We start from the raw sequence: 13835 nt of genomic DNA, 5'->3' as shown, positions 1-13835 counted from the left end.
CCGCAGAACCCGCAGAAGCCACCCCCCACGGAACCTCCAACGCCTCTACCTCCACCCCTTCGCCAATCCGCGACGCCCCCTCGCCACCCACCGACCCCGCACCCATCGCAGCCACCGCATCCCCACGCCGACCCTCCGGCGCCACCCATCGACAAAACGAGCGAATCGGCTGCTGGCTCAAATCAAACGTTTCGAGGACCGCGCGGTACAGCCCGTGTAGCCCCCTGTCCAGCGAATAGCATGGCGCGAGCAAGGTCCAGCCGCGGCCAAATGGCGCCGGCACATCATTGAACGGGCGCGAGCGCGGCAACGCCATCGCGCCTTCGACTACGGTTAACGGTGTGGTGGACATCGCTCTCTTGCAGCGCCTCGGGGAGGGACGCCGCCTGGGCATCCGTGGGTCGGTGACGAGGGGCTCGGCGCGCTACGCAAAAACGCTACGCAAAAACATCACGCGAAAGCGCCTCGCGCGTGCATGCGAGGGCAACAGCGCAGAGGCGCAGCAACCCACCAACACGCGCTCGCACGCATGCGGAAGGACGCATCGGCGCCGTGCGTGGAAAGCCATCGTCGGGAAGAGAAGATGATGCGCTGGAATGAAACGCCGTAACGCTCGGAAGCTTCGCAAAGTACCTGCGGATACTTCCTGGATCTGCGCTAACGGACACGACAAACGTCGGTCAAACGCGGATCAAACGCCAGCCCCGTCCAATCGATAAACATAACGCAGCGCGGTGATGTCCACGCCGCCCATGCGGTCCGGTTCCGCGCCGGCGAACTGCCAGCCTTGCCGCTCATAAAAGCCGATCGCGGGCATATTGCCTTCGAGCACATACAGATGCAGTTGCGTCTCACCTTGCGTACGAGCCCAGTCTTTGGCTGCGCGCATCAACAGCTTCCCGACGCCGATTCCCTGGTAGCCCGGCAGTGCGTGAAGGTTGTCGAGCAGCACGCCCCACGCGGACTCCGGCTGACGCTCGACACAGACGAAGCCGATCGGCTTATCGTCCAGCACCGCGATCAGCACGATGCGGCGCTCGCCGCCCGGCGCGCGCATGCGCGCCTGCCACCAGTCGGCGCGTTCCTGCGCGACCTCGCCGTCGAGAAAAGCGTCGGGCAGCAGGCCACGGTAAGTGGCGCGCCAACTCGTGGTGTGAATCGACGCGATGAGCGCGGTGTCGGCGACGGTGGCGGTGCGCAGCGACAAGGCAGGGGCGGTCTGCATGAGAGGCATGGGAAGCGTGGGAAGGATGGGAAGGATGGGAACGGCATCGACGGGAATGGCTGAATCGCAATTTTAGCGGCCGCCCGCCGCCGGGCCGGCTGTAATGAAAATGTAGGGAATACGCAACAGTGCCATCGACGGTAACATGTGGCGGCGCGGCTCCCGGCGGTTCACAACGTTTACCCTGATACCGCTCCAGCGCCTTCGCTTGCAAAATGCTGCGCCCCTCGGCGCGGCGCTATCCGCAGCGGCCGTTTGCCTGTGGCATCCGTCAGTTCGACAAGGCGGCCCGTTTCAACTGCCAGATCGCCGTCGTTCGCGCGGCGTGGGCTTATCAGAGAACGTCAATGTCAACAGCGTCCCACGCTATTTCTTCGTCGGAAGAATCCAAGGTCAAGACAGTGTTCCGCGTGGTCAGCGGCAACTTTCTTGAGATGTACGACTTCATGGTCTATGGCTACTACGCGTCCGCGATCGCCAAGACCTACTTTCCGAGCGGCAGCGAATTTGCGTCGCTGATGCTCTCGCTGTCCGTGTTCGGCGCGGGCTTCCTGATGCGGCCGCTCGGCGCGATCGTCCTCGGCGCGTACATCGATCATCATGGCCGGCGCAAGGGGCTCATCCTCACGCTCGGGCTGATGGCGCTCGGCACGCTCACGGTGGCGTCCATTCCAGGCTACGCGACGATCGGCGTGCTCGCACCGGTGCTCGTGCTGTTCGGCCGGCTGCTGCAAGGCTTTTCCGCGGGCGTCGAACTCGGCGGCGTGTCGGTGTATCTGTCGGAAATTGCCACCAAGGGAAACAAGGGCTTCTATTGCGCGTGGCAGTCGGGCAGCCAGCAGGTCGCCGTGGTGTTCGCCGCGCTGATCGGCGTGATGCTCAACAAGACGCTGCCCGCCGACCAGATGAGCGCATGGGGCTGGCGCGTGCCGTTTTTGATCGGCTGCCTGATCGTGCCGTTCCTGTTCATAATCCGCCGTTCGCTGAAGGAAACCGCGGAGTTCTCCGCGCGCAAGCATCGTCCGGGCATGGGCGAGATCATGAAGAGCATGGCCGCGAACTGGGTCACGGTGCTGGGCGGCATGGGCATGGTCATCATGACGACGGTGTCGTTCTACATGATCACCGCTTACACGCCGACGTTCGGCAAGGAAGTGCTGAAGCTGTCGGCGATCGACACGCTCGTCGTCACCGTGTGTATCGGCCTGTCGAATCTGATCTGGTTGCCGCTCGCGGGCGCGCTGTCGGATCGCGTCGGCCGTCGTCCGGTGCTGCTGGCTTTTACCGCGCTGACCATCGTGAGCGCTTATCCGGCGCTGCAATGGCTCGTCGCCGAGCCGTCGTTCGCGCGTCTGCTCACGGTCGAGCTGTGGCTGTCGTTCCTGTACGGCAGCTACAACGGCGCAATGGTCGTCGCGCTGACCGAAGTGATGCCGGTCGAAGTGCGCACTGCGGGCTTTTCGCTGGCTTACAGTCTCGCGACGACGATCGGCGGCTTCACGCCGGCCATTTCGACGCTGCTGATTCATTCCACCGAAAACAAGGCGGCGCCGGGTCTCTTCCTCGGCGTGGCGGCGATCTGCGGACTGATCGCGACGCTCGTGTTGTACCGCACGCCTGAATCGCGCAATCAATACAAGGGCGCGTGAGGCGTGGCGCGCGCTGACGTCTGCTGCGGCGTCGGCGCATAAAAGGAAACCCCGCGCTCGACGGAACGCGGGGTCGCATTGAGATGGTCATTAAAACCCTGCACGCGAGCTTCGCTGCAGGGTTTTTGTTTGTTGGCTTGACTCGCGATTTCCGCGCGGATTCAACGCTTGTTCAGCGCTTTGTTCAACGCGCGACGCTAGCCGCGGCGCAGTTCTTCCGCGACGGCTTCCACCACTTCGCGCCACGCACCCGGCCGTGGCTGGCGCACCAGCTTCGCACTGGCGTACCACGGGCTGCGCGTGTCGTCGTGACACCAGCGCCAGTCGGGCGCGAACGGCAGCATCAGCCACAGCGGCTTGCGAAGCGCGCCGGCGAGATGCGCAATTGACGTATCGATCGACACCACCGCATCGAGCCGTTCGATGATCGCCGCCGTATCCGCGAAGTCGCCGATCCGCTCGTCGAACCGATGAATCGACCCGCCGCGCGGATGCCCGCCGCGCGGATGTCCGTCGAGCGCCGCGCGTTCTTCGGCGCTGAGGTGAGGCTGCAGCACAATCCAGTCGATGCCTTCGAGCGCAAAAAGCGGCTCGAGCGCGGCGAGCGGCATCGAACGCGTTTCGTTTTGCTGGATGCGCCCGGACCACGCGAGCCCGATCTTACGCTTCGCCTGGCCGCCGATCGAACCGCGCCATTTGCGCCGATACGCGGGCGGCGCGCTCAAATAAGGCGTGCGCTCGGGAATCGTGGCGAGCGTCGTGCCGAGCGCGAGCGGCAAGCTGAGCAACGGGCATTGGATGTCGGCGGCGGGGCGCGGCGCGCCTCGCGCGATGAGCGTCACGCGCCACGCTTCCGCGACCGGCGCCAGCAGCGGCAGCAACGGCGGCTGCACTTCGAGCACGACGCGCGCGGCACGCTGCGCGGCGAGCTGGACGAAGCGCACGAACTGCAGCGTATCGCCGAAACCCTGTTCCGCGTGGATCAGCAGCGTGCGCTGCGCGGCCGGCTCGCCGTGCCAGCGCGGCACGGTCTCGATGGCCGGTTCGGCGACGGTTTGCAGACGCCATTCGTATTCCGGCAGGCCGCGCGCGAAATCGCCCAACGCGAGCCACGCGAGCGCGCGGTTCATATGCGCGGACGCGAGATCGGGCTGCAAGCGCAACGCCTGATCGAATGCGCGCAGGGCAGTGGCGTGCGCGCCCAGCGCCTGGTGCGCGGTGCCGAGACTCAGCCAGGCGAGCGCGAATTGCGGATCGAGCCCGACCGAGCGTTCGAGATACGGTATCGCCTCCGTGTGGCGCCCGAGCGCGGCCAGCGCATTGCCCATGCCGTAGATGGCGGGCGGTAGGTTCGGCTGCAACGCGAGCGCCGCTTCGAACGACGCGACGGCTTGCGCGTGGCGGCCGGTGGCGTCGAACGTATTGGCGAGGTTGAAATGCGCGGCGACGAAGCGCGGCTCGGCGGCCAACGCGGCCTTGAAGCAGGGAATCGCTTCGTCTGCGCGGCCGAGCGCATTGAGCGACATGCCCATGTTGTTCAGCGCGCCCGCGTGTCCGGGGCGCAGCTCGAGCGTGCGCCGGAACGACGCGATGGCTTCCTCGTGACGCCCGAGCGCGTGCAGCGCGTTGCCGAGATTGTTGTGCGAGGAGGCGTCGTCCGGTTGCAGGTGCAACGAACGGCGGAACGCGTCCGCGGCGTCCTCGTGACGGCCCGTCGCCGCATACGCGTTGCCGAGGTTGTAGTGCGCCATCGGGAACGACGGCGCGAGCGTCAGCGCGTTGCGGAACTGGTCGATGGCCTCGTCGATCTGGCCGAGGGCCTTCAGCGCGTTGCCGAGGTTCAGCTGCAGCGCGGCGTCTTGCGGGCGCAGGTTGACCGCGCGCCGCACCAGCTCGGCGGCTTCGGCGTGCTGGCCCTGCTGATGGCGCAGCACGCCCAGCAGATGCAACGCGTCGACGTGCGCGGGATTGCCGTCGAGCGTCGCGCGGTAGCCGCGTTCGGCGTCGTCGAGGCGGCCGTCACGATGCGCCGCGAAAGCGCGGTCAAATACAGGTTGCATGACGGGGGATGGTAGTCGGGTGAGGCAGAGGCCGCATTTTCCCACACTCGCGGAGGCTCGCTCCGGTTTGACCCGTTGCGCGGCTTTCGCTTAACCTGTGAATACCTGTTCATATGTACGCTGCCATGATTCCTGCTACGGTCTCTGCGCCATCGCCTGCGGGCTTCGAGCCGCACGCGGCAAAAAGCGTCGCGCCGCTCGCCGATCTGTTTCGCCTGCTCGGCGATCCGACGCGGCTGCGCATCGTGCTCGCTTGCGTCGACGGCCGGCGCGCGGTCGGTGCGATTGCCGACGAGCTCGGTTTGTCGCCGTCGCTCGTGAGTCATCATTTGCGGCTGTTGCGCGCGGCGCGGATCGTGCGGGCGCAGCGGCAGGGCAAACAGGTTTTCTATTTCGCCGCCGATCGCCACATCAGCGCGATGCTGGCCGGCATGCTTGAACACGTCGCCGAGCCTACCAGTGACGACGCATTGGATCTGCCATGAAGACAATCGAAGAAAGAGAAGATGGGCAACAGGACACGCACAGTCACGGTCACGGTCACGGTCACGGCAAACACCACCACGACGACCACGGCCACAACCACGGCACACACCACTCGCACTCACACAGCCACGACCACGGCCACGGCCATCATCACCACCACGCGCCCGTAGCCGGCCACGGCTTCGCGTTCGCGCTGGCCGTCGCGCTGAACGTCGCGATCGTCGTGATCCAGGCCGTGTACGGCGTGCTCGCGCATTCGACCGCGCTGCTCGCCGACGCCGGCCACAATCTCTCCGACGTGCTCGGCCTGCTGCTCGCATGGGGCGCCGTCTGGCTCGCGACACGCCGTCCTTCCGCGCGCTACACGTTCGGCTACGGCAGTTCGTCGATACTCGCGTCGCTGGCGAATGCGGCGCTGCTGCTGTTCGCGTGCGGCGTGATCGTCGCGGAAGCCATCGACCGGCTGATGAACCCGGCGCCCGTCGCGGGCCTCGCGGTGTTCGTCGTCGCGGCGGTGGGCATGGTCGTCAACGGACTGTCCGCGTGTCTGTTCATGCGCGGGCAGAAGGAAGACCTGAACATCCGCGGCGCCTTTCTGCACATGGCCGCCGACGCCGGCGTGTCCGCGGCGGTCGCGATCAGCGGCCTCGTGATTCTCTACACCAACTGGACGTGGCTGGACCCGCTGATGAGCCTGCTCGTGGTCGCGGTTGTCGTCTACGGTACGTGGGGTCTGTTGCGCGACTCGGTGCGCCTCGCGCTCAATGCGGTGCCCTCGGGCGTCGATGTCGAGCGCATCCGCGACTATCTCGCCGATCAGCCCGGTGTCGAGGACGTGCACGATCTGCACATCTGGGCGCTGTCCACCACCGGCAACGCGCTCAGCGCGCATCTCGTGATGCCGGCAGGCCATCCCGGCGACGAGCGGCTCGACGGCATCGTGCTCGCGTTGCGCGAACGTTTTTCGATGCAGCACGCGACGCTGCAAGTGGACCTCGGCACGACCGATCATCGTTGCGCGATGGAGCATCCGCACACTGCGCGCTGAAGCACGCGACGAAAGCGCGCATTCATGCATAACGCGTCGCCGACGTACATCGCGGAACACGCAAGCGCGGACGGCCGCCGCGAGCCCGACCGCTATGCGCGATACGCCTCGCATCCGATGCAGCCCGCAGTCCGGCGCGCGGGCGCGGGTTGTACACTAGAGCGCACTGTGGTCTGCGGAGTTTCGCATGAACGCTGCTGCTAATAATGCGTCGCCGGTGCTGATCGTCGGGGCGGGGCCGACCGGGCTCGCCGCCGCCATGAGTCTCGCGCGCGCTCACATCCCCGTGCGTCTCATCGACCGCGCGATGCAGCCGAACCCATATTCGCGGGCCATCGGCATTCAGGCGCGCACGCTTGAACTGCTGGAGCAGCATCGGCTGGCCGAACGGTTTCTCGAACTCGGCCATCGCGCGCGCGTCGCCAATCTGTTTTCGAACGGCATGCGCCTTGCGCAGCTAGACTTCGATCCGCTGCACACGCGCTATCCGTATCTGCTGTTTCTCGATCAGTCGGTGACCGAGCGTTTGCTCACCGAGCATCTCGCGACGCTCGGCGTGACGATCGAGCGCGGCGTCGAACTCACGATGTTCTCGCAAGGCTCGGTCGGCGTTCAGGCGACGCTGCGGCGCGCCGACGGTCACACGGAAACGCTGCGTCCGTCCTACATGATCGCCGCCGATGGCGCGCACAGCGCGATCCGCCACGGGCTCGGCCTCAACTTCGTGGGCAAGACGTCGGAGCAGACCTTTCTGCTCGCCGATGTTCATGCCGAAACCGATTGGCCCGACGACGAATTTCACATCTTCGCTTCAGGCGAAGGTCTCGTTGCACTGTTTCCGATGGGACACGGCCGGCATCGTCTGATCGCGGATCATGCGGTGGAGCCGACGCCGGTCGCTGCCGCGCCGCTCTCGCCGGTGGTGCTCGGCGAGCCGCCGCTCGCACGTGTGCGAGCGCCGTCGCTCGACGAATGCAAGGCGCTCGTTGCGAGGCGCGTGCATGAACGCGTCGACGTATCCGAGCTTGCGTGGTCCTCGTACTTCCATGTGAACAGCCGGATGGTGGAGCGCCTGCGCGTCGGGCGCGTGTTCCTTGCCGGCGACGCTGCGCATGTGCACAGCCCGGCCGGCGCGCAAGGCATGAACACGGGCATTCAGGAAGCGTTCAATCTCGGCTGGAAGCTCGCGCGCGTATTTAAGGGTGCCGCGCCCGATCGCCTGCTCGACACCTACCATATCGAGCGGCATCCGATCGAGCGCGACGTGCTGCGGCAAACCGGCTTCATCACGCAGATGGCCGAGGCGGATCACGGTCCGCTCAAGCTGCTGCGCGAGCGGGTGATGCCGGTTCTTGCCGCGCTCGGTCCGCTGCGCGACGCGGCGCGGCTCACGATCAGCGAGTTGTCGATCCAGTACCGGCGCAGTCCGCTGACGCTTGAGCGCGTGCTCGACGGCGGACCGCGCGCGGGCGAACGCGCGCCGGATGCGGTCGTGCATGTGGTCGACGGTCCGCTTGGGCGAGCGCCCGGCATCGGCTGTATTTACGATCTGCACGACCCGGCGTTTTTCTCGCTGTTTCTGCTCGTGCCGCCGTTGCCCGCCGACGACAAACCGCTCGATCCCGACGCCAAACACGCGCCGCCGGCCGACGCCGAACTCGAGCGGCTGACGGCCGACATGGAGAAGCTATTGGAAGGGGCGGTGCGCATCTGGCGCGTGACGGACACAAGCGGCGACGGCGGGCCGTCGCTGGCCGAATCGTATGGACGCACGCGGCCGTCGTTTTATCTGCTGCGGCCCGACGGCTACATCAGCGCGCGCGGACGCACAGGCTCGGATCTGAACGGCCTGTTGCGGCACTGTGAAGCGTGGTTCACCGTCGATGGACAGATACCGGAGCAGACGGCCGTGTGAGATGGCCGTCTGCTCCGGTCACGCAGTCATCACGCGATGGAAGGCTCAGCGGGCGTCAGACGCTCGCGGTTCTTCACGAGCGCTTCCTTCACGATTGCCGACATCTCGATGCCGCCCGCCTGCGGCGCATCGAGCGCTGCGAGCAGCGCGCGCCGCATGCGCGGCTCCCAGAAGCGGCGGATATGGTCGGCGACACCGGTGATGGCTTCTTCGCGATCCGGCATCGAATCGAAAAAATCGCCGATGCGGTTCGCCATGTCGATCAGATTCTGAGTGTCCATCGTCGCCTCACTTACCCGACGTCGCGTTGGCCAGCTCGCGCTGCTTGAGCAACTCGAGTTGCTCCGCGTTGAAGCGCGAATACTCCTTCTGCCACTCGGACGGCTGTTCGACCGGCATCACCTGCACGGCGGTCACCTTGTATTCCGGACAGTTGGTGGCCCAGTCCGAACTCTCGGTGGTGATCACGTTCGCGCCCGATTCGGGGAAGTGGAACGTCGTATAAACGACGCCCGGCTGCATCCGCTCGGTCACTTTCGCGCGCAGCACGGTTTGTCCCGCGCGCGATTCGATGCCGACCCAGTCGCCCGTCTTGATGCCGCGTTCTTCCGCGTCGTGCGGATGCAGTTCGAGACGGTCCTCGTCGTGCCAGCGCGAGTTCTCCGTGCGCCGCGTTTGCGCGCCCACGTTGTACTGCGACAGGATGCGCCCCGTCGTCAGCAGCAGCGGGAACTTGCGCGTGACTTTTTCCGGCGACGCGATGAACTTCGTAATCACGAACTTGCCCTTGCCGCGCACGAACGTGTCGACGTGCATGGTCGGCGTGCCGTCCGGCGCCTCTTCGTTGCACGGCCACTGGATGCTGCCCAGCTCGTCGATCTTCTTGTAAGACACGCCGTGGAAGGTCGGCGTGAGACGCGCGATCTCGTCCATGATTTCGGACGGATGCGTGTAGTCCATTTCGTAGCCGAGCGCGCGCGAGAGCAGCAGCGTGACTTCCCAGTCGGCGTAACCCGGCACCGGCGGCATGACCTTGCGCACGCGCGAGATGCGGCGCTCCGCGTTCGTGAAGGTGCCGTCCTTTTCGAGGAAGGTCGAGCCGGGTAGCAGCACATGCGCGTACTTCGCGGTCTCGTTCAGGAAAATATCCTGCACGACGATGCATTCCATCGCCGACAACGCCGCCGCCACATGATGCGTGTTCGGGTCCGACTGCACGATGTCCTCGCCCTGGCAGTACAGGCCCATGAAGCTGCCGTCGAGCGCGGCTTCGAACATGTTCGGAATGCGCAGACCCGGCTCGGTTTGCAGTGAGACATTCCACGCGTCTTCGAACTGCGAGCGCACGATCGTGTCGCTGATGTGGCGATAGCCCGGCAACTCATGCGGGAACGAGCCCATGTCGCACGAACCCTGCACGTTGTTCTGGCCGCGCAGCGGATTCACACCGACGCCTTCGCGGCCGATGTTGCCCGTCGCCATCGCAAGGTTCGCGATGCCCATCACCATCGTCGAGCCTTGCGCGTGTTCGGTGACGCCCAAGCCGTAGTAGATCGCCGCGTTGCCGCCCGTCGCGTAGATGCGCGCGGCTTCACGCACGTCCTTGGCCGGCACGCCGGTCACGGCTTCCGTTGCTTCGGGCGCATTCTCCGGCAGCGCGACGAAATCACGCCATTGCTCGAACGCGCGGCCTTCGCAGCGTTCGGCGATGAACGCTTCGTTCAGCAGCCCTTCGGTGACGATCACATGAGCGAGCGCGTTGACCACCGCGACGTTGGTGCCGGGGCGCAATTGCAGATGATGCGATGCCTTCACGTGCGGCGTATCGACGATGTCGATGCGGCGCGGATCGACCACGATCAGCTTCGCGCCTTCGCGCACGCGGCGCTTCAGACGCGAGGCGAACACCGGATGGCCGTCGGTCGGATTCGCGCCGATCACCATGATGACGTCGGCTTTATCGACCGAGGCGAAGGTCTGCGTGCCCGCCGATTCGCCGAGCGTCGTCTTCAGGCCGTAGCCGGTCGGCGAGTGGCAAACGCGTGCGCAGGTGTCGACGTTGTTGTTGCCGAACGCGGCGCGCACGAGCTTCTGCACGAGATAGGTTTCTTCGTTCGTGCAACGCGACGACGTAATGCCGCCGATCGAATCGCGCCCGTGCTTCGCCTGAATGCGGCGGAATTCCGAGGCCGCGTAATTGATCGCTTCTTCCCAGCTCACTTCGCGCCACGGGTCGGTGATCTTCGCGCGGATCATCGGCTTCGTGATGCGGTCCTTGTGCGTTGCGTAGCCCCATGCGAAGCGGCCCTTCACGCACGCGTGTCCTTCGTTGGCCTGGCCGTTCTTGAACGGCACCATGCGCACGACCTGGTTGCCCTTCATCTCCGCCTTGAACGAGCAGCCGACGCCGCAATACGCGCAGGTGGTGACGGCCGAATGCTCGGCCTGGCCCAGCATGATCACGGTTTTTTCCTGCAACGTCGCGGTCGGGCAAGCGGCCACGCACGCGCCGCACGACACGCACTCCGAATCCATGAACGGCTGGTTTTCGCTCGCGGCCACGCGCGATTCGAAACCGCGCCCGGCGATGGTCAGCGCGAACGTGCCTTGCGTTTCCTCGCACGCGCGCACGCAGCGATTGCAGACGATGCACTTCGCCGGATCGTAGGTGAAGTACGGATTCGATTCGTCCTTCTTGTCGTTCAGGTGATTCGCGCCGTCGAAACCGTAGCGCACTTCGCGCAGGCCGGTCACGCCCGCCATGTCCTGCAGCTCGCAGTCGCCGTTCGCGGGGCACGTGAGGCAATCGAGCGGGTGATCGGAGATGTACAGCTCCATCACGTTGCGGCGCAGCGATTGCAGACGATCGGTTTGCGTGCGCACTTTCATGCCGGCTTCGACCGGCGTCGTGCACGAGGCCGGATAACCGCGCTTGCCTTCGATCTCGACGAGACACAAACGGCACGAGCCGAACGGTTCCAGAGAATCGGTCGCGCAGAGCTTCGGCACGTTCACGCCTGCTTCGACGGCGGCGCGCATCACCGACGTGCCGGCCGGCACGGTAACCGCCTGGCCGTCGATTTCGAGCGTCACGTCGACGTCCGCATGACGCGCGGGCGTGCCGAAATCGGTTTCGTCGAAGTACGAGCGCGGGGCTTGCGTTTGAGCCTGCGCTTGCGATTTGCACGCGCAGTTGCCGGATCCGCAGCCGCCCGCCGAGGGGACTTGCTTCGGGGCGCCGGCAGTAGAGTTGAGCATGTCTGACATAGTTGGGCTCCTCGTTCAGGCCGCAGCTTTCGGTGCATCGGCGCCAGCGCCGGCGAGGCCGAAGTCTTCAGGAAAATGGTCGAGCGCAGACATCACCGGATACGGCGTCATGCCGCCCATCGCGCAAAGCGATCCGGACACCATCGTGTCGCACAGATCGCGCAGCAACTGCACTTGCCGCGTCGACGTATCGCCGTTCCGCATGCGCGCGATCACCTCGACGCCGCGTGTCGAACCGATGCGGCACGGCGTGCACTTGCCGCACGATTCGATCGCGCAGAAGTGCATCGCGTATTGCGCGAGTTCGGCGAGATTCGACGTGTCGTCATGCACGACAAGGCCGCCGTGACCGACCACGGCGCCGACCGCCGCATACGCTTCGTAATCCATCGGAATGTCCCACTGGCTTTCCGGCAGATAGGTGCCGAGCGGGCCGCCCACTTGAACGGCGCGCGCCGGCCGGCCGCTTGCCGTGCCGCCGCCATAGTCGTAAATCAGTTCGCGCAGCGTCACGCCGAATGCAAGCTCCACGAGCCCGCCTTGCTTGACGTTGCCCGCGAGCTGAAACGGCAGAGTGCCGCGCGAGCGGCCCATGCCGAAGTCTTTGTAGAACGCCGCGCCGCGCGCGAAGATGATCGGCACCGTTGCCAGCGTGATGACGTTGTTGATCACCGTCGGCTGACCGTGGAGGCCGACGAGCGCCGGCACCGGCGGCTTCGCGCGAACAATGCCGCGCTTGCCTTCGAGCGATTCGAGCAGCGCCGTTTCCTCGCCGCACACATACGAGCCCGCGCCCTTGGCGACGAACAGTTCGAAGCGATGCGCGGAGCCGAGCACGCTGTCGCCGAGCCAGCCGGCGGCGCGCGCCTTCGCGATTGCCGCTTCGAGCGTGGCGATCGAATGCGGATATTCGCTGCGCACGTAGATGTAGCCCGCCGTCGCGCCGGTCACGACGCCCGCGATGATCATGCCTTCGATCAGCACATACGGATCGCTTTCCATCACGAGGCGGTCGGAGAAGGTGCCGGAGTCGCCTTCGTCGGCATTGCAGACGATGTACTTCTGCGCGGCCTTCGCGGCGCGCACGGTGCGCCACTTGATGCCGGCCGGGAACGCGGCGCCGCCGCGTCCGCGCAGGCCCGATTCGATCAGCGCTTCGCAGGCGGCGTCGCCGTCGGTCAGCAGCGCATTGCGCAGACCTTCGAGGCCGCCGTGCGCGACGTAGTCGTCGGTGGAAAGCGGGTCGGTAATGCCGATGCGCGCGAACGTCAGGCGCTGCTGCTTCTTCAGATACGGAATCTCGTCGACCACGCCGACGCGGCGCGCATGCTCGCCACCGTCGATAAAGCCTGCGTCGAACAGCGCGGCCACGTCGCTTTCGTCGACGTTCGCGTAACCGATGCGTCCTGCGGCGGTTTGCACTTCGACGAGCGGTTCGAGCCACAACAAGCCGCGCGAGCCGTTGCGAACGAGTTCGATCGTGATGCCGCGGCGTGCCGCCTCGGCTTTGATCGCGTCGGCGAGCGCGTCCGCGCCCAGTGCGAGTGCCGACGAATCGCGGGGAACATAGATACGCGTCATGCCGTCACCTCCACGCATTTGCTGGCAGCCGCGAAAATCGCGTCGAATTTTTGCGGCGTGATTTTCGCGTGCAGCGTGCCGTTCACCATCATCGCGGGCGAAAGCGCGCATTGGCCGAGGCAGTACACCGACTCCAGTTCCACCGCGGCGCCGGCTTTGTGTTCGGCGTCGAAGCGGCAGCCCGTATGCGACTCGATGTGCTGCGCGAGCGCCTCGGTGCCCATGCTGCGGCAGGCTTCCGCGCGGCACAGTTGCACCGTGACGGGCGCGGCCGGCTGCGTGCGGAAATGGTGGTAGTACGTGATGACGCCGTGCACTTCCGCGCGCGACAGGTTCATCGTGCGTGCGAGAGGTGGAACGGCGGCGGGCGGCACGTAGCCGAGTTCGTCCTGAATCGCGTGCAGCACGGCCAGCAGCGACCTGCCAGGTTGTGCGTGGCGCGCTACGAGCTCTTCCGGCGCGATGGCGATGAGATCGTCCAAGTGGGGGCTCCTCCAAAGTCATATATGCACTTGTTATTCATAATGCGTGCACTTATGCTTCGTCTATTCGATATGGGATAGCCGAACGATAGGCGGGCGAAACGGCCGATGCAATAGGAAAT

General features: G+C 65.6%; 10 protein-coding genes and 1 pseudogene. 4 read left to right on the top strand and 7 right to left on the bottom strand.

What is annotated here, in order from left to right:
* Together P0D87_RS26115 and P0D87_RS26110 are read right to left on the bottom strand one after the other, a co-directional pair.
* Positions 1-352: pseudogene (locus P0D87_RS26115) on the bottom strand (hypothetical protein); the annotation flags it as partial.
* Positions 353-691: 339 nt separating this feature from the next.
* Positions 692-1225: a GNAT family N-acetyltransferase gene (locus P0D87_RS26110; RefSeq protein ID WP_029967924.1), complete on the bottom strand. Its 534-nt coding sequence runs from the start codon at positions 1223-1225 to the stop codon at positions 692-694.
* A 347-nt stretch (positions 1226-1572) separates the two neighbouring features.
* Here P0D87_RS26110 and P0D87_RS26105 point away from each other — a divergent pair, with 347 nt between their 5' ends.
* The gene (locus tag P0D87_RS26105; protein ID WP_053859078.1) at positions 1573-2874 is read left to right on the top strand and encodes an MFS transporter; all 1302 of its coding nucleotides are present in this window, start codon (positions 1573-1575) and stop codon (positions 2872-2874) included.
* Between the two features lie 197 nt (positions 2875-3071).
* Here the strand turns inward: P0D87_RS26105 and P0D87_RS26100 are convergent, their stop codons facing one another.
* Positions 3072-4934 (bottom strand): tetratricopeptide repeat protein, encoded by a 1863-nt coding sequence (locus tag P0D87_RS26100; RefSeq protein WP_053858601.1) that lies wholly within the window; start codon positions 4932-4934, stop codon positions 3072-3074.
* A gap of 125 nt (positions 4935-5059) precedes the next feature.
* On the opposite strand from P0D87_RS26100, the gene P0D87_RS26095 reads away from it, so the two are divergent.
* The 3 genes from P0D87_RS26095 to P0D87_RS26085 all read left to right on the top strand — a co-directional run bounded on the left by P0D87_RS26095 (position 5060) and on the right by P0D87_RS26085 (position 8383).
* On the top strand, positions 5060-5419 hold the full coding sequence (locus P0D87_RS26095) for an ArsR/SmtB family transcription factor (protein WP_035569918.1): 360 nt from the start codon (positions 5060-5062) through the stop codon (positions 5417-5419).
* On the top strand, positions 5416-6468 hold the full coding sequence (locus P0D87_RS26090; RefSeq protein WP_053858600.1) for a cation diffusion facilitator family transporter: 1053 nt from the start codon (positions 5416-5418) through the stop codon (positions 6466-6468). The genes P0D87_RS26095 and P0D87_RS26090 overlap by 4 nt, the downstream gene beginning before the upstream one ends.
* 187 nt (positions 6469-6655) lie before the next feature.
* The gene (locus P0D87_RS26085) at positions 6656-8383 is read left to right on the top strand and encodes an FAD-dependent monooxygenase (RefSeq protein WP_053858599.1); all 1728 of its coding nucleotides are present in this window, start codon (positions 6656-6658) and stop codon (positions 8381-8383) included.
* Between the two features lie 29 nt (positions 8384-8412).
* Here P0D87_RS26085 and P0D87_RS26080 read toward each other — a convergent pair whose 3' ends face one another.
* Genes P0D87_RS26080 through P0D87_RS26065 form a run of 4 tightly spaced genes read right to left on the bottom strand, consistent with a single transcriptional unit; the run spans position 8413 to position 13713 of the window.
* Entirely contained in the window at positions 8413-8664 is a 252-nt protein-coding gene (locus P0D87_RS26080; protein ID WP_006050235.1) for a formate dehydrogenase subunit delta, read from the bottom strand.
* Positions 8665-8671: 7 nt separating this feature from the next.
* Complete coding sequence (fdhF, locus tag P0D87_RS26075; protein ID WP_053858598.1) at positions 8672-11650, bottom strand: formate dehydrogenase subunit alpha; 2979 nt, start codon at positions 11648-11650, stop codon at positions 8672-8674.
* Between the two features lie 15 nt (positions 11651-11665).
* Positions 11666-13231 (bottom strand): formate dehydrogenase beta subunit, encoded by a 1566-nt coding sequence (locus P0D87_RS26070; protein ID WP_053858597.1) that lies wholly within the window; start codon positions 13229-13231, stop codon positions 11666-11668.
* Positions 13228-13713, bottom strand: coding sequence for an NAD(P)H-dependent oxidoreductase subunit E (locus P0D87_RS26065; protein WP_006050238.1), 486 nt, complete (start codon positions 13711-13713; stop codon positions 13228-13230). Before P0D87_RS26065 ends, P0D87_RS26070 begins: the two co-directional genes overlap by 4 nt.
* Between the last annotated feature and the right edge of the window lie 122 nt (positions 13714-13835).

The organism is Paraburkholderia sp. RL17-368-BIF-A, assembly GCF_046054045.1.
GTDB classification, from domain to species: domain Bacteria; phylum Pseudomonadota; class Gammaproteobacteria; order Burkholderiales; family Burkholderiaceae; genus Paraburkholderia; species Paraburkholderia graminis.
Note: the sequence above shows the minus strand (reverse complement) of the source record. Positions and strands in the feature narration are given on the sequence as shown.

What these genes read in the sequence shown, in the direction of transcription:
- P0D87_RS26110 (WP_029967924.1), bottom strand. Translation starts at nt 1,225, where the DNA reads ATGCAGACCGCCCCTGCCTTGTCGCTGCGCACCGCCACCGTCGCCGAC.
- P0D87_RS26105 (WP_053859078.1), top strand. Translation starts at nt 1,573, where the DNA reads ATGTCAACAGCGTCCCACGCTATTTCTTCGTCGGAAGAATCCAAGGTC.
- P0D87_RS26100 (WP_053858601.1), bottom strand. Translation starts at nt 4,934, where the DNA reads ATGCAACCTGTATTTGACCGCGCTTTCGCGGCGCATCGTGACGGCCGC.
- P0D87_RS26095 (WP_035569918.1), top strand. Translation starts at nt 5,060, where the DNA reads ATGATTCCTGCTACGGTCTCTGCGCCATCGCCTGCGGGCTTCGAGCCG.
- P0D87_RS26090 (WP_053858600.1), top strand. Translation starts at nt 5,416, where the DNA reads ATGAAGACAATCGAAGAAAGAGAAGATGGGCAACAGGACACGCACAGT.
- P0D87_RS26085 (WP_053858599.1), top strand. Translation starts at nt 6,656, where the DNA reads ATGAACGCTGCTGCTAATAATGCGTCGCCGGTGCTGATCGTCGGGGCG.
- P0D87_RS26080 (WP_006050235.1), bottom strand. Translation starts at nt 8,664, where the DNA reads ATGGACACTCAGAATCTGATCGACATGGCGAACCGCATCGGCGATTTT.
- fdhF (WP_053858598.1), bottom strand. Translation starts at nt 11,650, where the DNA reads ATGTCAGACATGCTCAACTCTACTGCCGGCGCCCCGAAGCAAGTCCCC.
- P0D87_RS26070 (WP_053858597.1), bottom strand. Translation starts at nt 13,231, where the DNA reads ATGACGCGTATCTATGTTCCCCGCGATTCGTCGGCACTCGCACTGGGC.